The organism is Sandaracinus amylolyticus, assembly GCF_000737325.1.
GTDB lineage: Bacteria > Myxococcota_A > Polyangia > Polyangiales > Sandaracinaceae > Sandaracinus > Sandaracinus amylolyticus.
On sequence record NZ_CP011125.1, the window covers coordinates 1524183 to 1545795 of the forward strand.

The following is a 21613-nucleotide window of genomic DNA, read 5'->3' on the forward strand; positions in this document are numbered from 1 at the left end:
CGAGAAGCAGCCGCGGTGCCGGCACCGTCGCGAGGTCACGCGCCACGCCGTGCGTCTCCTCGTCGAACTTGCTCGCGATCCCTCGCGATTTCGTTAGGATGCGGGCACCGCATGAGGCACACGCTCGAAGGCTCGATGCTGATCCTCGCGGTGGGATCGGCAGTCGCGATCGCAGCCAAGCGCATCGGCGTCCCCTACAACGTCGCGCTCGTGCTCGTCGGCCTGGGGCTCGTGCTCTTCGGCGTCCTCCCACCTTCGCCGCTCGATCCCGAGCTCATCTTGGTCGGCGTGCTGCCCGTCCTCGTGTTCGAGGGCGCGCTCTTCGCCAACCTCGACCACCTCCGCGAAGCCCGCAATCCGATCCTCACGCTCGCCATCCCCGGCGTCGCGATCTCGCTCGTCGGCACCGCGCTCGTCGCAACGTGGGTCCTCGATCTGCCCTTCGCGGTCGCCCTCGTCCTCGGCGCGCTCCTCGCGATCACCGACACCGTCAGCGTGCTCCTAGCGTTCCGCGCGGTGCGCGTTCCTCAACGCCTCGCCGCGATCATGGAGGGCGAGAGCCTCTTCAACGACGGTACGGCCCTCGTCCTCGTCGCGACGGCCGCCGCGATCGCGAGCGGCGGGACCGCCGACGCCGTCACCGTGAGCCGCTCCCTCTCGATCGCGATCATCGGCGGCGCGCTCTTCGGCGTGATCTTCGGCGCCCTCGGCGCCGCCGCGCTCCGCGCCACCCCCGATCACCTCACCGCGGTGCTCGTCACCATCGTGACCGTGTTCGGCGCGTCGCTGATCGCCGAGGAGGTCCACACCTCGCCGGTCATCGCCGTCGTCATCGTCGGTCTCGTGCTCGGCCGCGCCGCGCGTCGCTCGCTGCCGCCCTCGCGCGTGCTCGCGCTGCACGGCTTCTGGGAGACGATCGGGTTCGCGCTCAACGTCTTCGTGTTCCTCCTCGTGGGCATGCAGATCGACGCGGCCACGCTCTGGGAGGAAGCCCCGTCGATCCTGCTCGCGCTCGCCGCGCTCCACGCGGGCCGCGCGCTCGCGGTGTACGGCGGGTTCGGCGCGCTGCGCGTCGCGATGCGGGAGCGCCTCCCGGTGCGCTGGCAGCACGTGATGGTCGCCGGGAACATCAAGGGCTCGCTCTCGATGGCGGCCGTGCTCGCGATCCCCGACTCGGTGCCGTTCAAGCAGCGCCTCGTCGTGATCGTGTTCGGGGTCACGTTCGTCACGCTGGTCACGCAAGCGCTGCCCTTCGCGCGCGTCCTGCGTTGGCTCGGCGTGGTCGAGCACGGGGCCGATCCCGCCGTCGCCACCGCCCGCGCGCGGCTCGTCGCGGCGCGACGCGGCCAGGCCGAGCTCGACGCGCTCCACGACGCGGGGCTCGTCTCGCGGCGCGCGCACGCGGAGAAGCGCGCCCGCCTCCAGCGCGAGCTGCTCGAGGCCGAGCGCACGCTGCGTGCCGCGGAGATCGAGGGAGACGACGTGCACGTCGAGACGGCGGTGCTCGATGCGCAGCGCGCCGCGCTGATCGACGCCGTCCGACGAGGCGTGCTCGAGGGTGACGCGGCGGAGGCGCAGCTCGCCGCGATCGACGAGCGCATCCTCCGCTTGCGCGAACAGGAGCACCACGAGGCATGAGGATCGTCATCGTCGGAGGTGGTCTCGCGGGGACGAACCTCGCGCTCGCGCTGGGCGGCGCAGGACACGACGTGACCCTCGTCGACCGGGATCCCTCGATCGCGGCGCGTGGGTTCGCGGAGCACGGCCTCGCCGCGATCGTCGGCGACGGCACCGATCCCCGGGTGCTCACGGACGCCGACGTGGGCCGCGCGGACGTCGTGGCGGCGATGCTCCGTCGCGACGCCGACAACCTCGCCGTCGCCGCGATCGCGCGCTCGTTCGGCGCCAAGCGCATCCTCGCCCGCCTCCGCGATCCGGCGTACCGAACGATCTACGCGCGCGCCGGCATCGACCAGGTCTTCGGCGAGATCGAGACGATGGTCGGCGCGCTCTCCGTCGCGATGGAGCACCCGCGCGTGACGCACTCGATGGTGCTCGGCACCGGGGACTCCATCGCGTTCGAGATCGTCGTGCCCGAGCGCGCCGAGGTCGCGGGACGCACCGTGCGCGAGATCGGCACCTCTCAGGAGTTCCCTCGCGGCGCGGTGATCGCGGGCATCGCCGCGGAGAACGGGAGCGTCGTCGCGCCGCGCGGCGACTCGGTCGTGCGCGGCGGGCACTCGGTGCTCTGCGTCTCGCGCCGCGAGGACGTCGCGACCACGATCGATCTGCTCACGCGGGTTCGGGCGTCGTAGGCGCGGTCGCGGGCGGCGGCGAGCTCTCGGAGCGCATCGACGCGACGTCGCGCTCGACCTCGACCGGAGGCACGTCCAGCGCGCGCAGCGTGCGCGCGCCGAGCGCCAGCGCGAGCTCGAGCTCCGAGAACACGGCCTCCGTCGCGCCCGTCTGGTGCAGCACGCGCTGCTCGTCGGCGTGGTGCGTGCGCACGTACACGTCGATGTCGGGTCGGATCGCGAGCGCGTTCTCCACCGCACATCGCGCGGCGATGCGATCGGGCAGACACACCACCAGCGCGCGCGCGCCGCGCACGTCCGCGCGCTCGAGCACGTCCGAGCTCGACGCGTCGCCGAGCACCGCGTGCACCCCGTGACGGGCCAGCGAGCGCACGATGCGGCGGTCCTCCTCGACCACGACGTACGGGATGTGCCGTCGCTCGAGCAGCCGCGCGACGACCTCGCCCACGCGACCGTGGCCGCACACCACGACGTGACCCACCTTCGACGTGCCCTCGGGCTCCTCGCTCTCGCCGCGCTGCGGGGAGATGCGACGGAGCACGCGCGCGCCGACGCCCACGACGTACGGCGACAGCAGGATGCTCACGATCGTCCCCGAGACGAGCACGTCGAAGACGTCCCTCGAGAGCACCCCGCGCTCGGCGCCGATCGTCGCGAGCAGGAACGAGAACTCGCCGGACTGCGCGAGCCCGAGCGCGACCATCCGCTCGACGCGCTTGGGCAGGTGCAGCGCGCGCGCGAGCACCAGGTTGATCGTCCCCTTGCCGATCACGATCGCGCCCGCCGTGAGCGCGATCAGCGGCGCGTGCGACACCACGAACCCGGGGTCGACCAGCATGCCGACCGACACGAAGAAGAGCCCCGAGAAGAGATCGCGCAGGGGCATCATGTCGCGCAACACGCGGTGCGCGTGGTCCGACTCGCTCACGACCACGCCCGCGATGAACGCCCCGAGCGCCAGCGAGACACCGAGCCACGACGCGAGCCACGCCATCGCGAGCGCCATGACGGCGATGCTCAGCAGGAAGATCTCGCGGTTCCGCAGCGACGCGGCGAGCGCGACGAGCTTCGGCACCAGCCAGAGCGCGCACGGCGAGAGCACGAGCAAGTACAAGAGCGCGCTCCCGATCGACTGCGCGATGCCCGCGCCTCCGGGATCGTCCTCGTGCGCGAGCGCGGTCAGCGCCGCGGCGAGGAGGATCGTCGAGAGATCCTGGATCGACGACCACGCGAACCCGATGTGCCCCCACTCCTGCTCGCCTTCCTTGCGCTCGTAGACCACGCGCGCGAGCACCGTGCTCGACGAGTTCGACACGACGGCACCGAACGCGAACGACTCGATCGCGCTCCACCCGAGCGCGTGACCGATCCCCATGCCGAGCAGGATCGTCGCCGCGACCTGCGTGCCGGCGACCGCCAGCAGGCGCGGGCCCCGACGCAAGAGATCACGCACCGAGAGCTGCACGCCGACCACGAACATCAGGAACACGATCCCGATCTCCGCGAGCTGCTCGATGACGCTGGGCGTGGCGACGGGCCCCGGCGTCAGCGTGCCGACGACGACGCCCGCGAGCACGAACCCGCTGAGGACCGACTGGCGCGCGCAGGAAGCGAGCGTCGCGCCGACGAGCGCGACCGCGAGCGCCGCGAGCAGGTGCAGCGAGAGCGTCCCCGTGACGTTCATGGCCCGCGCGAGAAGCGGGACCGGGCGGCGCGGCGCGGATGCATGCTCTTCATCTCTGCGCGCGAGCGCCCGCGAAAAGGGGCCCGCGCGCGATCAGGCGACGACGCCCCGGAGCGAGAGCCCGCGCCACGGCGACGGGCGGAGCAGCTCGTCGGTGCACACGATCCAGTCGGCGAGCGTTCGGTCGGCGAGAGCGACCCGTCCCTCCAGCCCGTCGGGCAGCGCGCCCGTGGCGAGCACCACGCCGTAGCCGCGCACGTCGAGCGACCCTTCGAGCGCGTGCTCCATCATCGCGTGCCCGAACACGAGCACCGCGGCGTGCCCCGCATCGCGCAGCCGGCGCAGCGCGTCCTCGTCGCCGCGCTCGTGGGCGTGCTTCGCGTGCTCGACGTGCTCACCGGTGACCAGCACCACGATCCCGCCCTCGTCGAGCATCGCGAGCGCATCCTGCTCGCGGGTCCGTGCGCTGGGCAGACGCTCGGCGTCGCGCGGCAGCACCGCGTCGAGGATCGCGAGCTGGCGCGCGGTCAGCGCGCGCTTGCTGCGCGGGAACGCCGCCCACACCAGCGCGTTCGTGAGGTCGTGCCACGAGCGCTCGCGGGTCGGCACGCGCCGGTGCACGTCGATGCGCACCTCGTAGAGCGCGTCGCGATCGACCGGACCGCGTCGCCGCCGCGTCTTCACCTGCGGCTCCAGCGCGACGCCGGGCTCGATCGAGAGCCGATCGTGCAGCGTCGCGTCGAGCTCGCCGACGCTGGGAAACCGTGCGAATCGCGCGAGGCGCGCGGCCCACGGCGACACCGACGCGAGCACCGGGCTCGAGAGCAACGCGCCGTGCCACGGCTCGCGCAGATCGGTCGGCGTCCGTCCGTGCATCGCGACCGGCGAGCTTGCCACGTGCAGACACGCGCGGCGCGCCCATACTCCGCTGCGATGCTGCCCCGCGAGCTCCTCGCCGAAGCGAGCACACCGGCCGGCGAACCGATCACCCTGGCGCGCGAGGGCGTCTCGCTCGTCGTCCGCGTGCGCAACGAAGTGCTGATGTCGAGCCGGGTGCACGGCTCGGAGGAGGCGATGGCCGAGGTCGGCTGCGCGGGCTTGCGAGAGCGTCGCGGCGTGCGCGTGCTGATCGGCGGGCTCGGCCTCGGGTACACGGTGCGCGCCGCGCTCGACGCGCTCGGATCGGACGCCGAGGTCGTCGTGCGCGAGCTGATCCCCGCGCTGGTCGAGTGGAACCGAGGCACGCTCGGCGAGCTCGCCGGTCGTCCGCTCGACGATCCGCGAGTGCGCGTCGAGATCGGCGACGTCGGTGACGCGCTCGAGCCGAGCCGCTTCGACGCGATCCTGCTCGACGTGGACAACGGCCCCGAGGCGCTGACGGTGCCGTCGAACGCGCGGCTCTACGGCGCGCGCGGGCTCGAGCGGCTGCGCACGTCGCTGCGCCCCGGCGGCGCGCTCGTCGTGTGGTCGGCGTTCGAGAGCCCGCGCTTCGCGCGCGCGCTGCGGGCGGCGGGCCTGAACGGCGAGGTCGTCCGGGTGCGCGCCCGCGGCAAGGTCGCGCGCGGCTCGCGTCATCTGCTGTACGTCGGACGAGCGGCGCGGCTGCGCAGCGTGTCCTGAGCAGCCGCCCGCCGCAGCGGGCAGTGCCAACGAAGCGCTCGGCTGCTCGGATTGCGCAGAGGATCTCGGCTACGTGCGGCAGATCGACCCCGCGCTGCGCGACGAGCTCGATCACGTGATCAGCGTGCTGGTCCGCATCGCTCGAAGAACGGGGTGAGCGACGGTGAGGCGCGACGCGCGCGCGGATCCTCGCTCCTCGCGCGCTCGCCCCCACGCGCCGCCGCTCCTCGCGCTCGCCCCGCCGTCGCCGTCGCCGTCGCCGTCGCGCCCGCCCCTCACTCCGCGATCAGCGCCCTCAGCCACTCTCCGAACGCTTCTTCCTTCACCGCCGCTCTCGCGACCGTCTCGCCGAAGCGCTTCGCTTCGTCCACCGCCTGCGCGGTCACGCCCCACTCGTCGAGCAGCTGGCGCACCGTCCAGCCCTCGCGCGCCGCGAGGAACGCCTCCACCTCCGCGCGCAGCAGCGCCTGCACCTCGGGGCGCGCCACGTCGTGCGCGACGGTGCGCGCGATCAGCCGATCCACCGGCGCGCGCGGCGCCGCGTCGAGATCGTCGAGCAGCTCCGACACCTTCGCGTCGAGCAGCACGTCGATCGCGCGCCGCCGCATCTTCGTCAGGATCGCGCGCCCTTCTTCGCTCGCGAGGCGCTCCTCGAACGCGCCGCGCAGCGGCTCGAACGCGCTCTGCGAGAAGTCCTTCGCCGCCGTCCCGATCCGCTTCTCCATCTCCGCGCCGAGCCCGCCGAGCACACCGCGCCCGAGGTCCGCGATCTTCGCCGCGCGCTCGCCCGCGCCCTGCGCGAGCCCGCGCGCGAGCCCACCGAGCAGCTTGCTCGCGCCCCCGCTCTCGGTCGCGCCGCCACCGCCGCCTCCGACCATCGGCAGCTTGCGCGCGAACGCGAGCAGCGTGTCCTGCAGCACCGGCGCGAGCAGCTCCCTCACGTGCGCCGGATCGACCAGCTTCTGCGCCCATTCCCCACGCGGCGGTCGCGTGCCCGCGGCGATGTCGTCGAGCAGCACCGACGCGCCCTCGGGCAGGTAGGCGCCCAGCGTGTCGCCCTTCGCCGCGAGCGCCGCGCGCTGACGATCCATCGCCGGGCGCGCGACCGTCGTGAGCGCGCGCTCGACCTTCTCGTCGTCGATCGCCGCGACCACCAGATCGATCGCGCGCTGCGGGGCCACCACCTCGCGCAGCGGGCGCTCGAGCGCGGCCTCGACGACCAGCGCGATGCCCGCTCCGAGGAGCGGGCTACCAGGATCACGAAGACGCGCGAGCGCGCGCGAGACCAGGACGTCGTCGCTCATGCGCGGGTGTATACGACGCGCGGCCCACGACGCGAAGCCGGAACGGCGCGCGCTCCGCGCCGCGGCGCACGGAGCGCTCCGTGTGTCGCGCGGGGTCGCGAATCTCCAGCGGTTTCGCGCGCACGTGACGCGGACCGATCGTTGCTCCCCGGCACGACCGATGAGATGGGCTCGCATCGGCGCGGCGCTCGCGCTGCTCACGCTCGGTGCCTGCGAGGGGTTCCTCCTCGACGGCGCATCGGGTCCGACGGGCACGCCGCCACGCACCCCGCCGGATCCGACCGATCCCACGGATCCCACCGATCCCACCGATCCGACGGACCCCACCGACCCGACGGATCCGACCGATCCCACGGTCCCGATCGATCCCGCGCTCGACGCGCCCGCGCCGCAGTCCCGCGCGCCTCGCCTCACCCATGCGGAGTGGCGCGCGACGGTCGCCGATCTCCTGCGCATCGAAGGCGCGCTGCCCACCACGGTCGCGCTGCGCGACGATCCGCGCGTCAGCGGCTTCCTCTTCGACAACCAGGGCGCCGCGCTCGAGGTCGACGAGGTCCTCCTCGGCGCGTACCGCCGCGCCGCCGCCGACCTCGCGCAGCACGTCACCTCCGATCCCGCGCGCCTCGCGCGCGTCGCGAGCAACGAAGGCGCGAACGACGATGCACGCGCGATCTCGTTCATCACCGACCTCGTGACGCGCGGCTTCCGCCGTCCGATCGAGGACGTCGACCGCGAGGCGTTCTTCACGCTCTACCAGACCGGTCGCACGCTCTATCCCGACGCGAGCTCGCAGCACGTCGCGGGGCTCCGCCTCGTGATCGAGGGCGTGCTGCTCTCGCCCGACTTCCTCTACCGCGTCGAGCGCGCGACCGACCCGACCGAGGGCGCAATCCCGCTCGGGGACTACGAGCTCGCCTCGCGCATGTCGTACTTCCTCGTCGGCACCATGCCCGACGACGCGCTGTTCGAGGCCGCGCGCACCGGCGCGCTGCGCACCGAAGAAGGCATCCGCGCCGAGTCGACGCGCCTGCTCGAGCGCTCGCGCGCGGTGAGCGTCGTCCAGCGCTTCCACGCGCAGCTCTTCGACGCCGCGCGCTTCGCGCAGATCCGTCCGTCCACCGAGCGCTTCCCCGACGCGCCCGCCGACTTCGCCGCGCGCGCGACGCGCGAGCTCGACCAGTTCGTCGAGCACGTCGTCTTCACCCGCGACGGCACCTACGCGGATCTGCTCACCTCCAGCGAGACCTTCGTCGACGCCGAGCTCGCGCGCCTCTACGGCCTCAGCGGCACGTTCGGCGCCGAGCCCACGCTCGCCTCGCTCGACCCCGCGCAGCGCCGCGGCGTGCTCACGCTCTCGGGCTTCCTCGCCTCGCACGCGACGAGCGTCGATCCCGATCCCATCCACCGCGGCGTGTTCGTCGCCGAGCGCATCGCGTGCGTGCCGATCTCCGCGCCGCCCGACGACATCCCGCCGCTGCCCGCCGCGATGGGCCGCACCAACCGCGAGACCGTCGAGGCGCACACCGAGACCAACTCGCTCTGCGCGGGCTGCCACCAGACGCTGATCAACCCGTTCGGCTTCCCGTTCGAGGGCTACGACGCGACCGGCGCGTGGCGCACCACCGACAACGACATGCCGGTCCGCACCGACGCCTCGCCGTTCATCGATCACGAGCAGACGCCGGTCGCCGACGCGATCGATCTCGCGGAGACGCTCGCCGCGAGCGGCAGCGCGCACGTCTGCTACGCGCAGCACTGGCTCGAGTACGCGATGGGCCGCCGGCACGTCGAGACCGACGAGAACCTCGTGCACCGCCTCGCGCAGGGATCGCGCGCCGGGTCGCTCGCGGTGACCGAGCTGATGATCGAGATCGCCGCGTCGCGCGCCTTCCGCGCGCGCAGCATGGAGGAGCTCCCGTGAGGCTGTCCCGACGCTTCGTCCTGCGCGCCGCGGGCGTGAGCCTCGCGCTCCCCGTCCTCGAGAGCCTCGCGCCCTCCACCGCGAAGGCGGCGCCCGAGGACGAGACCTTCGCGATCTTCTTCCGTCAGGCGAACGGCGTCGCGCAGGCGCAGCGCACCGAGCTCGGCGACGAGCCCGAGCGCTTCTGGCCGCGCAACACCGGCGCGCTCACCGACGCGTCGATCTCGGGCCGCGCGCTCGAGGAGCTCGGGAGCGTGAAGCAGCACCTGCTGGTCGTCGGCGGGCTCGACATGCAGGGCTACGACTACGGCGACGGCCACGCGCGCGGCGCGCTGCAGTGCCTCACCGCACGCGGTCCGACCGTGCCGCGCGCGGGCGGCGACAGCGAGGCCGCGGGCGAGTCGATCGATCACCGCATCGGCCGCGAGCTCAACCCCGATGGTCGCGACTCGCTCTTCCTCTACGCGGGCCGCACCGGCGGTTGGCTCGGCGGTCCGTGCATCTCGTACCGCGGCCCCGCGCAGCGCCGTGCGGCGCTGAACAACCCGCTCGACGCGTACCGCGCGATCACCGGCGGCACGAGCGGCGGCAGCGACGAGGCCGCGCGCCTGAGCGCGCTGCGCCAGCGCGGCGTCGACGATCTCGTGCGCGGACAGATGTCGCGCATCCTCGCGCACCCGCGCCTCTCGACCACCGATCGCCGCCGCCTCGAGCTCCACCGCGACTCGATCCGCGACGTCGAGATCACGCTCTCGTGCCGCATGACCGCGGACCAGGAGCGCGCGCTCGAGGGCGCGTCCCCCGGCTTCGACAGCACCGACGGCGACGAGACGCTCGAGACCGCGCGCCTCCACATGGACGTCGCCGCGCTCGCGGTCGCCTGCGGCTACACGCGCTCGGTCGCGATCCAGGTCGGCAGCGGCAACGACGGCGCGACGCGCTTCCGCCACTCCACCACGCGCGTGCTGATGGAGAACTACCACTACATCTCGCACCGCCGGCTCTCGCACGACTCGTCGGGCGGGATCATCGCGGGCGCGGACGCGCTGCACGGCGACATCGATCGCCAGTTCGCGCGCACGTTCCTCCACCTCGTGAACCGCCTCCGCGCGATCACCCAGGCCGACGGAACGCCGCTGCTCGATCGCGGCGTCGCGTGCTGGCTCAACGATCTCAGCAACGGCCCGCCGCACGGCCGCAACAACGTGCCGTGGGTGCTCGCCGGTAGCGCGAACGGCTTCCTGCGCCAGGGCCAGTACGTCGTGATCGACGACGGCGACCCCAACCACCACAAGCTGCTCAACACGATCGGCAGCGCCGTCGGCCTGCGCAACGGCGCGGGCTACCTCGACAACTTCGGCGACCCCGCGCTCTCGCGCGGCGTGCTCGACGAGCTGATCGCCACCTGACGTCGCTCCCGGCTCGGGCCCTGGGGCCGATCGTGCAGCTCGTGGAAGGCCTCGCGAATGCCCGCGCGAGGCTCCCGGCCATCTCCGGCGAGCTGCACGGTCGACCCCAGGGCCCGAACGATTTCGCGCCCCGACCGCTGCGTCCGTCGCGCCTCGATCGTCTTCTCTCCGGAGGCGTGCATGACGGAACCGAGAGGGAAGAGGGCGATCGTCACCGGAGCGAGCTCCGGTATCGGCCGGGCCACCGCGCTGCGCTTGGCCGCGGCCGGGGCGCGGGTGGTCGGGGTGGCGCGAGACGCCGCGCGGCTCGCGGCGCTGCGCGCCGAGGCGCCGAGCATCGAGACGGTGCAGGGCGACGCGGCGGACGCCGCGACCGTCGAGCGACTGCTGCGCGACGTGCGGCCCGAGCTCGTGGTGCTCGCCGCGGGCATCACGCCGCGCATGGCCACGCTCCCCGAGCAGACCTGGGAGAGCTTCGCCGCGGCCTGGGAGACCGACACCAAGTCGGCGTTCCACTTCGTGCGCGGCGCGCTCTCGCTCCCGCTCGCGCCGGGGAGCGCGATGGTGATCGTCTCGAGCGGTGCCGCGCTCCACGGCGCGCACCTCGCGGGCGGCTACGCGGGCGCGAAGCGGACGTCTTGGTGGCTCGCCGGCTACGCGCAGGAGCAAGCGGACAGGCGCGCGCTCGGCCTGCGCTTCCGCGCGGTGCTCCCGAAGCAGCTCGTGGTCGGGACCGAGATCGCCGCGGTCGCCGCCGCCGGCCACGGCGCGTGGGCGGGGATCAGCGCGGCCGAGTACATGCGGCGCTTCGAGGTGCCGCTCGATCCCGACGGCGTCGCGGCCGCCGTGGTCGACGCGTTGCGCGGAGCCGCCGTGCCGGAGACCATCGCGCTCGGCGTCACGGCGCGAGGCATCGAGCCGATCGCATGAGCACCTCGCCCGATCTCGATCGCTTCCACGCGCTCGTCGCGCACCTGCGGCCGAAGCTGCATCGCTACTGCGCCCGCATGACGGGCTCGGTCTTCGACGGCGAGGACGTCGTGCAGGACACGCTCGCCAAGGCGTTCTACGCGCTCGCGACGCTCGACGAGCCGCCCCCGCTCGAGCCCTGGCTCTTCCGCATCGCGCACAACACCGCCATGGACTTCCTGAGGCGCTACGAGCGCAAGCACGTCGACCTGGTCGCCGAGGTCCCCGACGTGACCGGCCCCGAGGAGCGAGAGGTCGATCCGACGCTCGTCGAGGCGGCGCTCGGCGTGTTCGCCGAGCTGCCGCCGGCCCAGCGCAGCGCGATCGTGCTGAAGGACGTGCTCGGCCTGACGCTCGAGGAGACCGCCGGCGCGATGGGCACGACGGTGCCCGCGGTGAGCTCGGCGCTGCAGCGCGCGCGGGCCCGCGTCCCGCGCGACGCGGACGCGCCGCGACCGCCCGAGATCGACGCGCGCCTGCGCCACTACGCCCGGCTCTTCGACGCGCGCGACTGGGACGCGCTGCGGGCGCTCGTCACCGAGGAGTCGCGCCTCGACCTGGTCTCGCGCGCCCAGCGCCGCGGCGCGCGGGTCGCCGAGTACTGGTCGCGCTACGCGGAGATCGCGCCTCGCGAGCGCCTGCGCGCGGTCGCGGGATCGGTCGACGGCGTCCCGGCGATCGCGATGTTCCGCGACGGCGGCGACCGCCCCGCGTACTTCGTGCGCGTCGAGTGGGACGGCGACCGCATCGCGCAGATCCGCGACTACTACTACGTGCCCAACATCGCCGACGAGGGGGCGCGCTTCACGCCGAGCGACGGCTGAGCGGTCGCCGGCCAGACGAAATGGTCAAAAAGGGGGGTGTCGTCGCCCGCCGCCAGACGAAATGGTCAAAAAGGGGGGTGTCGACGGCCGCCGCCAGACGAAATGGTCAAAAAGGGGGGTGTCGTCGCCCTCCGCCAGACGAAATGGTCAAAAAGGGGGGTGTCGTCGCCCTCCGCCAGACGAAATGGTCAAAAAGGGGGGTGTCGTCGCCCTCCGCCAGACGAAATCGTCAAAAAGGGAGCGTCGTCGACCCCTCGCCAGACGAGGACGGCCGAGCCCAACCACGGAGGGCCCACGGAGGGCCGCGTAGGACCGAGAGGGAAGATTCTTCCTCCTCCGTGGTCCGCTACGGCCGTCCGTGGTTGAGCTTCCGCCCGGTTTTCGCGCCGTCGAGAGTTTCCCCTCGCGCTCCGTGTAAATCTTGATACCCTCGCGCGCCGTGACGGTACGAGTGGCTGCGGTGCAGGTGCGCGGCGATCGCGCACCCCTCGAACAGAGGATCTCTTGGATCGACGCGCTCCTCGCGGAAGCGCAGCGCGGCGGCGCGAAGCTCGCGGTGATGCCCGAGCTCGCGCTCACCGGCTACGAGCTCGGCGAGTGGAACTTCGAGGTCGCCGAGCCGGTGCCCGACGGTCCTTCGGTGCACGCCCTCCACGAGCTCGCGCGCGCCCGCGACATGATCCTCGTCGCCGGCCTCAGCGAGCGCGAGGGCGCGCACGTCTACAACACGATGGCCGTGGTCGGCCCCGACGGCTTCCTCGGCCGCTATCGCAAGCTCCACCCCGCGTCCGCCGAGTGCGCGTACTGGCGCGCCGGCGAGAGCGCGCACGTGATCGAGACCGACCTCGGCCGCCTCGGCGTCGGCATCTGCGCCGACATGATCCGCCGCACGCCGTGGTCGATCTACGCGCGCGAAGGCGTCGACCTCGTCGCCATCGGCGCCGCGTGGCCCGACTACCGCGACGCGACGAACTACCCGCTCTGGCGCGAGTACCGCGCGATGCACGTCGAGGCGACCCGCGCGATGCCGGAGCGCATCGAGCGCGCGGTCGGCGCGCCGGTCGTGCTCGCGAACGCGTGCGGCACGAGCGAGGTGATGGCGACGCGCTTCGGCCCGAAGGTCGTGACCAAGCTCGCCGGTCGATCGCGCGTGGTGTGCGGCGGGACGATCGCCGAGGACCCCGGCGATCATCGCGAGCAGGTGGTGATCGCGGACGTGCAGCGTGGTGCACGCGGTGTGAACCGCACGCCCGCCGCGGCCGCGCCGGAGGAGCCCTGGGTCAACCACGGGAGCAACGCGTTCCGCGCGACGTTCCAGTGGGTCGACGTGGTGACCGGCTATCTCTACCGCCCGCTCTATCACACGACCCCGACGCGCCAGCGCGCGTACGTGCGGCCCCCGGCGCGCTGAGCGTCGCTCGATGCGCGGCGCGCTCCGTGCGCCGCCCGCGGCGCTCGGCGAGAGCCGCTGCACTTTTTTCACGTCGGCACGCAGCGAGCATCTCTCGCGCCCTCGGAGCTCGTCGGAGCTCCGAGGAGCGGCGCGGGATTGACTCGATACGCTACATTCGGCCACCCCCGAGGGGCGGGGGGAACGAACGACGGACGTTCGTCCGGGATCTCCATGTTGTTCGACGAGACGCAGCGAGAGGAGCCACGGCGCACGAGCTCGGTCGCGAGCTGGGTGCTGCGCACCGTTCACTCCCCGGATCGAGGGCTCCCGCCGGAGATCGCGATCGGGCGCGTCCCGCTCGCGATCGGCCGCGCGCCGCAGCGAGACGGGGCGCTGGTGATCGCGGATCCGCGCATGTCGCGCACCCACGCGACGATCGCGATCATCGGCGCGAAGGCGCCGACGATCGTCGACTCGAGCTCGAACGGGACGTTCGTCGACGGCGTGCGCGTGACCGACGCCGTGCTGGCCGACGGCTCGGTCCTGCGCGCGGGCGACACGTTCTTCGTGGTGCGCGAGGTGCCGGCGTCGCTGGGCGACGCGGAGGTGCCCGATCTCGTCGGGCGTGCCCCCGCGATGGCGAAGCTGCGCGAGGCCATCGCGCTCGTCGCGAAGGCCGACGCGTCGGTGCTGGTGATCGGCGAGAGCGGCACCGGCAAGGAGCTCGTCGCGCGCGCGATCCACGCGCGCAGCGGGCGCGAAGGGCCGCTCGTCGCGGTGAACTGCGCGGCGATCCCGGAGTCGCTCGCGGACTCGACGCTCTTCGGGCACGTCGCGGGCGCGTTCACCGGCGCGAAGGGCGCGCACGACGGAGTGCTGCGCCGCGCGGAGCGCGGGACGATCTTCCTCGACGAGATCGCGGAGACGCCGCCGACCGTGCAGGCGCGCCTGCTCCGCGTGCTCGAGGAGCGCGTGGTCACCCCGGTCGGCGGCGAGCGCGCGGTGCCGATCGACGTGCGCGTGGTCGCGGCGACGCACGTGGAGCTCCGCAGCGCGGTCGAGCGCGGCGCGTTCCGCGGGGACCTCTACGCGCGTCTGTCGGATCTGACGCTGCGCACGCCGCCGCTGCGCGAGCGACGCGAGGACGTGCTGCCGATCCTCGCGCGCGGCCTCGGCCCGGACGCGCCGCCGCTCGCGCCCGATCTCGTCGATGCGCTGCTCACCCACGAGCTGCCGTTCAACGTGCGCGAGCTCCTGAAGATCGCGGCCGAGCTGCGCCTCCGTGGCAAGGGCCGCGAGGTGCTCGATCGCGCGCTGGTCGAGGAGCGCTTCGCGCGTCCGCCGAGCGCGCCGCCCGCGCGTGCGCGCGCCATCTCGGATCCGCCGAGCGTGCGCGAGCCGATCGAGATCACGCGCGAGCACGTCGAGGAGCTGGTGCGCGAGACCGGCGGCAACGTGTCGGAGCTGGCGCGCCGCCTCGGACGCTCGCGCCGTCAGGTGCGGCGCTACCTCGATCAGTACGGCCTGCGCGAGCGCGCCGGCGACGACGACGAGCGCGACTGACGTCGGGTCATCGGCGCGGCGTCGAGCTCATCGTCACGCCGCGCCCGAGCCCGACGAGCGAGAGGACGAGCGGCAGCGCAGCGCCGATGCCGCCGCAGATCCAGCTCCAGCTCGCCTCGCTGCGGCCCTGCTCGCGCATCGCGTCGAGCATCGCGGGGTCGAGCCCGCCCGCATGCTCGAGCGCGTACTCGATCTCCGACACGCTCCAGAAGTAGCCCGCGACGCCCACGCCGACGGTGGTGAGCGCGAAGAGCAGCACGGCGCTCGAGAGGCCGAGCACGACGCCGCGCGATCGGTTCACGAACGACGTGATCACGGCGGCGATCGCGAGTGGGTGCGAGACGAGCACGACCGCGAGGACGATCCAGACCGGGAACCCACCTTCGACGAACGGCTGCATGGGGCCGATTCTGTGCGTTCCCTGCGCGATCGGCGATAGTCCGCCGCATGGACGAAGCGCTCGCGAAGAAGCTGCAGGTGAAGCCCGGTCGTTCGTTCCGGGCGCTCCACGCGCCGAGCGCGATGGGGATCGAGAGCGACGGGACGGGCCCCGCGGACGTCGTGCTGTGCTTCGTGGGCTCGCAGGCGGAGCTCGCGGATCGATGGGAGGCGGCGGTGCGCGCGCTCGCGCCCGGCGCGGTGCTGTGGATGGCGTACCCCAAGAAGAGCGCGGCGACGCGCACCGACATCGATCGTGATCGCGGGTGGGGCCCGTTCGCCGCTGCGGGATGGGCGCCGGTCTCGCAGGTCAGCGTGGACGAGACGTGGTCGGCGCTGCGCTGGAAGTACGACCCCGCGCTGCGCGAGCAGCGCGCCGCGCGCGGCACGATGCGCCGTGATCCGACCGCGAAGAAGGCGGCGACGAACAAGGCACCGGCGAAGAAGAAGAAGACCGCGACGAAGAAGACCGCGACGAAGAAGACCGCGACGAAGAAGACCGCGACGAAGAAGACCGCGACGAAGAAGAAGACCGCGACGAAGAAGAAGACCGCGACGAAGAAGAAGCGCTGATCACCCGAGCGCGCGACGCACACGCTCGGACACCCGCGCGCTCGCGTCGAGCTCGCCGCACGCCCAGCGCGGCAGCACCATCGCGCGCTCGTACGCCTCGCCGTACCGCGACGCGACGTCGCGCACCGTCTCACCGCGCAGCACGGCGAAGCGCACCAGCCGCGCCAGCGCATCGAGCCAGCGCGCGTCGTCGGTCGCGTCGATCGGCAGCACGATCGGCGCGACGTCGTCGACGAGCAGCACGACACGCGCGATCGGCTCGCTCGGCGCGTCGGGCAGCACACGAGGCACGAACGCGCCGCCCATCGCCGCATCCACCTCGCGCGCGACGTCGCGCATCGCCTCGTCGCGCAGATCGATCACCAGGGCGAGCGCATCGTCGTCGTGCACCCGTTGATCGTGGCGCCGACCGCATCGTCCGGCACGATGCTCAGCTCCCGCGCGCGAACATCGCCGCGAACATGTCCTGCATGATCAGGTTCGTGAGCCGCTGATCCGTCAGCACGTTCATCTTCGCGCCGCCGTACGCGCGCGAGTACCGATCGAGATAGACGAGCTGCTTCGTCACCAGCACGAGATCGCGCGGCAGGCGCAGCCCGTGACGGCGGCTCGAGCGCACCAGCCCCGGCACCAGGTCGCGCAGCTTGAAGCCCTCCTCGGGGTCGATCATCGGCGCGAACGTCACCTCGAGATCCATCACCAGCGCCTCGCGATCGACGGTCACGCCGGGAGGCACCGTCTCCATCGCGAGCATCGCCTCCGCGACGCGGTTCCAGTCGCGCGACTGGAACCCGAGCACGTACTCGAGCACGCCCTGTCGGAACTGCGGACCGAACGAGCCCACGATGCCGAAGTCGAGGAACCCGATGCGCCCGTCCTCGAGCAGCATGAAGTTCCCGGCGTGCACGTCGCCGTGGAAGAAGCCGCGCAGGATCAACGTCTGGAACCACGCGCGGATCCCCTGGAGGAGCCGCTCTTCCGCGTCGTAGCCGGTCGCGCGCACCGCCTGGACGTCGTCGATGCGCCAGCCGCGGAAGCGCTCCATCGTCAGCACGCGCGCGTGCGTGAGCTCGTCGAGCACCACCGGCGCGGCGGTGATCTCGTTGCCCATCTCGCGCATGACCTGGTTGAAGTCGCGCATGCGCTGCGCCTCGCGGCGGAAGTCGAGCTCCTGCGCGAGGTTGATCGCGAAGTCGTCGACGAACGCGATGACGTTCGAGTTGCGCGCGAGGCGCGAGAGCTTGGTCGCGATCCACGCGAAGAAGCGCATGATCGCGACGTCCGCGGCGGCGAGCGCGCCGATGCCCGGGCGCTGCACCTTCACCACGATCTCGCGACCGTCCGCGAGCTTCGCCGCGTGCACCTGCGCGATGCTCGCCGCCGCGAGCGGCTTCGGGTCGAGCTCCGCGAAGAGCTCGCTCGTCCCCTTGCCGAGATCCTCGCGCACGATGCGCTCGACCTCGTCGAACGGGAAGGGCGGCACGCGATCGAGCAACGTGCGGAACGCCTCGGAGTAGCGCTCCGGGAAGAGCGCCTCGCCCGACGCGACGAGCTGCCCGAGCTTCACGTAGATCGGACCGAGCCGCTCGAACGCGAGGCGCATCGCGGTGGGCCCGTCGAGGCTGCGCGTGATCGCGCCCACGACGCGGCGCAGCGAGAACCACACGAGGATCCCGCTGACGACGAAGAAGCGCGCGAGCACCTGCAGCGCGGACGGACGCGGGAGCGCGGAGAGCGTGTCCGGCGCGAGGCTCGCGACGTCGTTCGGATCACGGTCGGGCACGGCGGACGACACGGCAAGGATGCTCACACGGCCTCCTCGGGAGACGCAACATACGATGCCGTATGTTGATGGTCTGCTTGGAACATACGGCGTCGTATGTCAAGAAGACGAGCGCGACGATGGGGTCGAAGCGCGCGAAGAAGAAGCCCTCGGTGAAGAGCAAGACGCGCGAGGAGCCGCGCCGCCGCGTCCCCGAGCGAACGCGCGAGACGCTGATCGCCGCGGCGGCCGCGTTGTTCCACGAGCAAGGGCTCGACGCGCCGAGCCTCGACGCGATCTGCGAGCGGGCGGGCTACACGCGCGGCGCGTTCTACGTGCACTTCGCGTCGCGCGACGAGCTCGTCGGTGCGGTCGTCGAGAAGGCGATGAAGGACTTCCTCGACGCGATCGTCGCCGAGGGCGCGGGCGATCTGCGCAGCATCGTCGCGGCGTTCGTGAAGGCGGTCGAGGAAGGACGCTTCCCGGTCTCGCAGCGCATGCGCGCGTCGCAGGTGCTCGAGGCGTGCGCGCGCTCGTGGGAGCTGACGGTGAAGTACCTCGGCGTGATGGTCAGCGCGCGCGAGCGCCTCGCCGAGGTGCTTCGCACGTCGCAAGCGGCGGGCGTCGTGCGCGAGGATCTGCGCGCCGAGCCGATCGCCGACATGTTGCTCGCGCTGGTGATGGGCGCGCAGATCGCGACGCAGCTCGGCGCGCCGTACGACGCGCGCGCCGTCGAGGCGGAGCTGATGCGCATGCTCGAGCCGCCCGACGGCGAGCGCCGCAGGCGGCGCGGCGCGTAGACGATTTTCGTATACGTGCACAGCGCGCGGCGCTGTGAGGTCGCTCGGTTGTGGCGCGCTCCGAGCCGGCGATAGCCTCCGCGCATGCTTCGACTCCGTGCCGCATTCGTGTGCGCGCTGGCAGTTCCGGCCACCGGATGCAGCGCCGTCGTCGCTCCCGACACGTCGCGCCTCGATCCAGTCGACGGCGGACGCGTCGTGATGCTCGTCGACTCGGGCCCGATGCAGCAGGGTCCCGATGCGGGGCCGACGGGCGTCGACTCGGGGACGATCCCGGGCAGCGATGCAGGGCCGGGGAGCGACTCGGGGCCGCGCATCGACGCGCCGCTCGGGTGCCCGCCCGGCGCGGCGCGCTGCGAGGGCGAGGTCGCGGTGACGTGCGAGGACGGTGTGGAGCTGCGCGACGACTGCACCGCGCGCGACGCCTACTGTGACGAGGGCACGTGCGTCGAGCGCGTGTGCGAGCCCGGCTCGCGCGCGTGCTCGCCCGATCGCCGTAGCGTGCTCGAGTGCGACGCGCGCGGCAGCGCGCAGACCACGACCCCGTGCGCGCTCTTCTGCGACGCGACCTCGGCGACGTGCCTGCTCGAAGGCGGCGCGTGCGAGGGCCTGCCCACCATCGCGGTCGGCGACACCGAGCGCTTCTCGCTCTGCTCCGAGGACGACGACGACACCCACGCGGCGAGCGGCGACTGCGGCACGTCGCGCGCCGACGCCGGGGATCGCACGTTCGCGCTCACGATCACCGAGGACCGCTTCTACGTGATCGACCTGCGCGACGTCGACGGCACGCGCGGCGTCGACACGGTCGTCTATCTCCGCCGCACCTGCGACGACGGAGACACCCAGGTCGCGTGCGACGACGACGTGCCGTGCACCGAGAGCGATCCGACGATCGGTGGATGCGCGAGCGGCGTGCAGGTGCGGCAGTCGCGCATCGCGCAGCGTCTCTCGCCCGGCACGTACTACGTCGTCGCCGACGCGTTCGAGTACGACGGGTTCGGATGCGGGACCGTCGAGCTGCGCGTTCGCGCGCCCTGACGTCAGCGCATGCGCGTCGCCGATGACGCGGGCGCGGGCGTGGTGATCGCGCGGATCGCGTCGAGCAGCTCTTCGCCGCGGAACGGCTTGAGCAACAAGCGCGAGCGCTCGAGGCCGTCGAGCGCCGTGGGATCGGGCAGATGGCCCGAGACGACGAGCACCGGCAGACCGGGGTGGGTCGCGCGCACCCGCTCGGTCAGCGCGCGGCCGTTCATGCGCGGCATCACGAAGTCGGTGATCAGCGCGTCGAAGCGCGTGCCCGGCGTCTCGGCGAGCGCGATCGCTTCCATCGCGCCGGGCGCGACGACGACCTCGGCGCCGCTCTCGCGCAGCAGCGCAGCGAGCGCCTCGCGCAGCAGCAGATCGTCGTCGACGAGCAGCACGCGCAGCGGCGCGCGTCGCGCCGCGACGACCCCCGTCTGCGCGCCGTCGAGCGACGCACCGTGCGGCGGCTTCGCGCGCGGGAGCAGCACCACGAAGCGCGCGCCGCGCCCGAGCTCGCTCTCGACGCGGACCGCGCCGCCCGACTGGGCGACGATGCCGTAGACCGTCGCGAGCCCGAGGCCCGAGCCCTCGCCGTCGGGCTTCGTCGTGAAGAACGGCTCGAACGCGCGCGCCCGCGCCGCGTCGTCCATGCCCTGGCCGGTGTCGCGCACCGAGAGCTCGATCCACTGTCCTTCGGGCTGCTCCGCCGACGCGCTCGCGCGCGTGATCTCGACCGGCCGCACCGCGAGCGTGAGCGTGCCGCCGCCGGGCATCGCATCGCGCGCGTTGACCGCGAGGTTCGCGAGCACCTGCTCGATCTGGCTGCGATCGACGCTGACCCACGCCGGTGCGTCGCCGCCTTCGCGCACGTGCTCGACCGTCACGTCGGCGCCGAGCAGCGGCGCGAGGAGCGCCATCGTGTCGTTCACCACGGCGCGCAGATCGAGCGTCTCGGGGCGCAGCACCTGCGAGCGCGAGAAGGCGAGGAGCTGGCGCGTGAGCTGCGACGCCTTCTCGGCCGCGAGCACGATCTGATCGAGCTCGGCGCGATGCGGATCGTCGCGCTCGAGACGGCGCGCGAGGTTCTCGGCGCGCGCCATCACGACCGCCATCAGGTTGTTGAAGTCGTGCGCGATGCCGCCCGCGAGACGGCCGACCGCCTCGAGCTTCTGCGCTTGGCGCAGCCTCTCTTCCGCGGCCTCGCGCTCGCGAAGCTCCTGGGCGAAGCGACGCCGGAGATCCTCCTCGACCCGCTTGCGCGCGAAGAAGTCGGGGATCGCGTAGCCCGCCACGCGCGTGGCGAGATCGGGCCGCGCATCGAGGTAGCGCGTCACGTGCTCCTCGATGCGGTGCGGCGGCGCCATGACGAACCGACACACGTCGTCGCCGCGCCCGCGACAGAGCACCTCGGTCGCGACGAGCGTGAGCCCGAAGCTCTGCTCGCACCAACCCGACGAGTACCCGCTGTTCATGATGCAGACGGGGAACGACGCCTGCCGTCCCGAGCGCGTCCACGCGTCGGCTTCGAACGAGTACGGATGATCGTAGAGCAGGAAGTAGTCGTCGTCGGGCGTGGGCTGCGACTGCTCCGAGATGTCGACGAACGCCCAGCCCGCGTGCGCGAAGTGCACCGGGCCCGCCGAGAGCTTCGCGACGGAGTCGGTGAGGCCCATCTTCTCGTGGAACGTGCGCGCGTCGGCGCGACCGACCGCGTGCGCGAGATCGAAGAGGATGTTGCGCGCGAACTCGTCGGCCTCGCTCTCGCGACCCGGGCCGTACAGGCCGCGCACCATCTCGAAGAACTCGACCGAGAGTGAGGCCGCGCGCACCAGCACGTAGCGCTCGCCGGAGATCTCGATCGTGCCGTGCTCGGGGTCGTCGCGCCGCGCGGCGAAGTAGCGCGAGACGACCTCCTCGGCCTGCGCGAACAGCGCCTCGTGCGGCGTGGGTACGCGCACCGTGCGCAACGTCATCCCGGCTCTCCCTCCCAGAGCCAGAACGTAGCGCCGCGC

Annotated in this window: 19 protein-coding genes; 12 read left to right on the forward strand and 7 right to left on the reverse strand. The window is 72.7% G+C overall.

Annotation, left to right across the window (positions count from 1 at the left end; genetic code table 11):
- The first annotated feature begins 15 nt into the window (after positions 1–15).
- Both DB32_RS06345 and DB32_RS06350 read left to right on the forward strand, forming a co-directional pair.
- Entirely contained in the window at positions 16–1638 is a 1623-nt protein-coding gene (locus DB32_RS06345; protein WP_240481167.1) for a cation:proton antiporter, read from the forward strand.
- On the forward strand, positions 1635–2315 hold the full coding sequence (locus tag DB32_RS06350) for a potassium channel family protein (protein WP_053231520.1): 681 nt from the start codon (positions 1635–1637) through the stop codon (positions 2313–2315). Before DB32_RS06345 ends, DB32_RS06350 begins: the two co-directional genes overlap by 4 nt.
- Here DB32_RS06350 and DB32_RS06355 read toward each other — a convergent pair.
- On the reverse strand, positions 2293–3999 hold the full coding sequence (locus tag DB32_RS06355; protein WP_053231521.1) for a cation:proton antiporter: 1707 nt from the start codon (positions 3997–3999) through the stop codon (positions 2293–2295). The genes DB32_RS06350 and DB32_RS06355 overlap by 23 nt on opposite strands.
- A gap of 93 nt (positions 4000–4092) precedes the next feature.
- Complete coding sequence (locus tag DB32_RS06360; RefSeq protein WP_157068778.1) at positions 4093–4875, reverse strand: DUF3025 domain-containing protein; 783 nt, start codon at positions 4873–4875, stop codon at positions 4093–4095.
- A gap of 57 nt (positions 4876–4932) precedes the next feature.
- Here DB32_RS06360 and DB32_RS06365 point away from each other — a divergent pair, with 57 nt between their 5' ends.
- Complete coding sequence (locus tag DB32_RS06365) at positions 4933–5619, forward strand: polyamine aminopropyltransferase (protein ID WP_053231523.1); 687 nt, start codon at positions 4933–4935, stop codon at positions 5617–5619.
- A 275-nt stretch (positions 5620–5894) separates the two neighbouring features.
- Here DB32_RS06365 and DB32_RS06370 read toward each other — a convergent pair whose 3' ends face one another.
- Positions 5895–6923: a hypothetical protein gene (locus tag DB32_RS06370; protein WP_053231524.1), complete on the reverse strand. Its 1029-nt coding sequence runs from the start codon at positions 6921–6923 to the stop codon at positions 5895–5897.
- A 160-nt stretch (positions 6924–7083) separates the two neighbouring features.
- Between DB32_RS06370 and DB32_RS06375 the strand changes: the two genes are divergently transcribed.
- The 6 genes from DB32_RS06375 (at position 7084) to DB32_RS06400 (ending at position 15002) form a co-directional block, all read left to right on the forward strand.
- Positions 7084–8844 carry a DUF1592 domain-containing protein gene (locus DB32_RS06375; RefSeq protein WP_205627031.1) on the forward strand — a complete coding sequence of 587 codons (1761 nt, stop codon included), beginning with the start codon at positions 7084–7086 and terminating at the stop codon, positions 8842–8844.
- The gene (locus tag DB32_RS06380; protein WP_053231525.1) at positions 8841–10253 is read left to right on the forward strand and encodes a DUF1552 domain-containing protein; all 1413 of its coding nucleotides are present in this window, start codon (positions 8841–8843) and stop codon (positions 10251–10253) included. The genes DB32_RS06375 and DB32_RS06380 overlap by 4 nt, the downstream gene beginning before the upstream one ends.
- Positions 10254–10433: 180 nt before the next feature.
- Positions 10434–11183: an SDR family NAD(P)-dependent oxidoreductase gene (locus DB32_RS06385; RefSeq protein WP_053231526.1), complete on the forward strand. Its 750-nt coding sequence runs from the start codon at positions 10434–10436 to the stop codon at positions 11181–11183.
- Entirely contained in the window at positions 11180–12046 is an 867-nt protein-coding gene (locus DB32_RS06390; RefSeq protein ID WP_053231527.1) for a sigma-70 family RNA polymerase sigma factor, read from the forward strand. Before DB32_RS06385 ends, DB32_RS06390 begins: the two co-directional genes overlap by 4 nt.
- Positions 12047–12485: 439 nt before the next feature.
- Entirely contained in the window at positions 12486–13457 is a 972-nt protein-coding gene (locus DB32_RS06395; RefSeq protein WP_169791359.1) for a carbon-nitrogen hydrolase family protein, read from the forward strand.
- Between the two features lie 213 nt (positions 13458–13670).
- Positions 13671–15002: a sigma 54-interacting transcriptional regulator gene (locus DB32_RS06400; protein WP_053231529.1), complete on the forward strand. Its 1332-nt coding sequence runs from the start codon at positions 13671–13673 to the stop codon at positions 15000–15002.
- A 7-nt stretch (positions 15003–15009) separates the two neighbouring features.
- Here the strand turns inward: DB32_RS06400 and DB32_RS06405 are convergent, their stop codons facing one another.
- A complete protein-coding gene (locus DB32_RS06405; RefSeq protein ID WP_053231530.1) occupies positions 15010–15402 on the reverse strand; it encodes a hypothetical protein in 393 nt (130 codons plus the stop codon).
- A gap of 47 nt (positions 15403–15449) precedes the next feature.
- Between DB32_RS06405 and DB32_RS49025 the strand changes: the two genes are divergently transcribed.
- The gene (locus DB32_RS49025) at positions 15450–16013 is read left to right on the forward strand and encodes a hypothetical protein (RefSeq protein ID WP_053231531.1); all 564 of its coding nucleotides are present in this window, start codon (positions 15450–15452) and stop codon (positions 16011–16013) included.
- Here DB32_RS49025 and DB32_RS06415 read toward each other — a convergent pair whose 3' ends face one another.
- Together DB32_RS06415 and DB32_RS06420 are read right to left on the reverse strand one after the other, a co-directional pair.
- A complete protein-coding gene (locus DB32_RS06415; RefSeq protein WP_053231532.1) occupies positions 16014–16403 on the reverse strand; it encodes a hypothetical protein in 390 nt (129 codons plus the stop codon).
- A gap of 40 nt (positions 16404–16443) precedes the next feature.
- Positions 16444–17808, reverse strand: a complete 1365-nt coding sequence (locus tag DB32_RS06420) for an ABC1 kinase family protein (protein WP_157068779.1) — start codon at positions 17806–17808, stop codon at positions 16444–16446.
- Between the two features lie 50 nt (positions 17809–17858).
- Between DB32_RS06420 and DB32_RS06425 the strand changes: the two genes are divergently transcribed.
- The gene (locus DB32_RS06425) at positions 17859–18575 is read left to right on the forward strand and encodes a TetR/AcrR family transcriptional regulator (protein ID WP_083457188.1); all 717 of its coding nucleotides are present in this window, start codon (positions 17859–17861) and stop codon (positions 18573–18575) included.
- Between the two features lie 84 nt (positions 18576–18659).
- Positions 18660–19616 (forward strand): hypothetical protein, encoded by a 957-nt coding sequence (locus DB32_RS06430; RefSeq protein WP_053231535.1) that lies wholly within the window; start codon positions 18660–18662, stop codon positions 19614–19616.
- A gap of 2 nt (positions 19617–19618) precedes the next feature.
- On the opposite strand, the gene DB32_RS06435 is transcribed toward DB32_RS06430, so the two are convergent.
- Positions 19619–21574 (reverse strand): ATP-binding protein, encoded by a 1956-nt coding sequence (locus DB32_RS06435; protein ID WP_053231536.1) that lies wholly within the window; start codon positions 21572–21574, stop codon positions 19619–19621.
- Between the last annotated feature and the right edge of the window lie 39 nt (positions 21575–21613).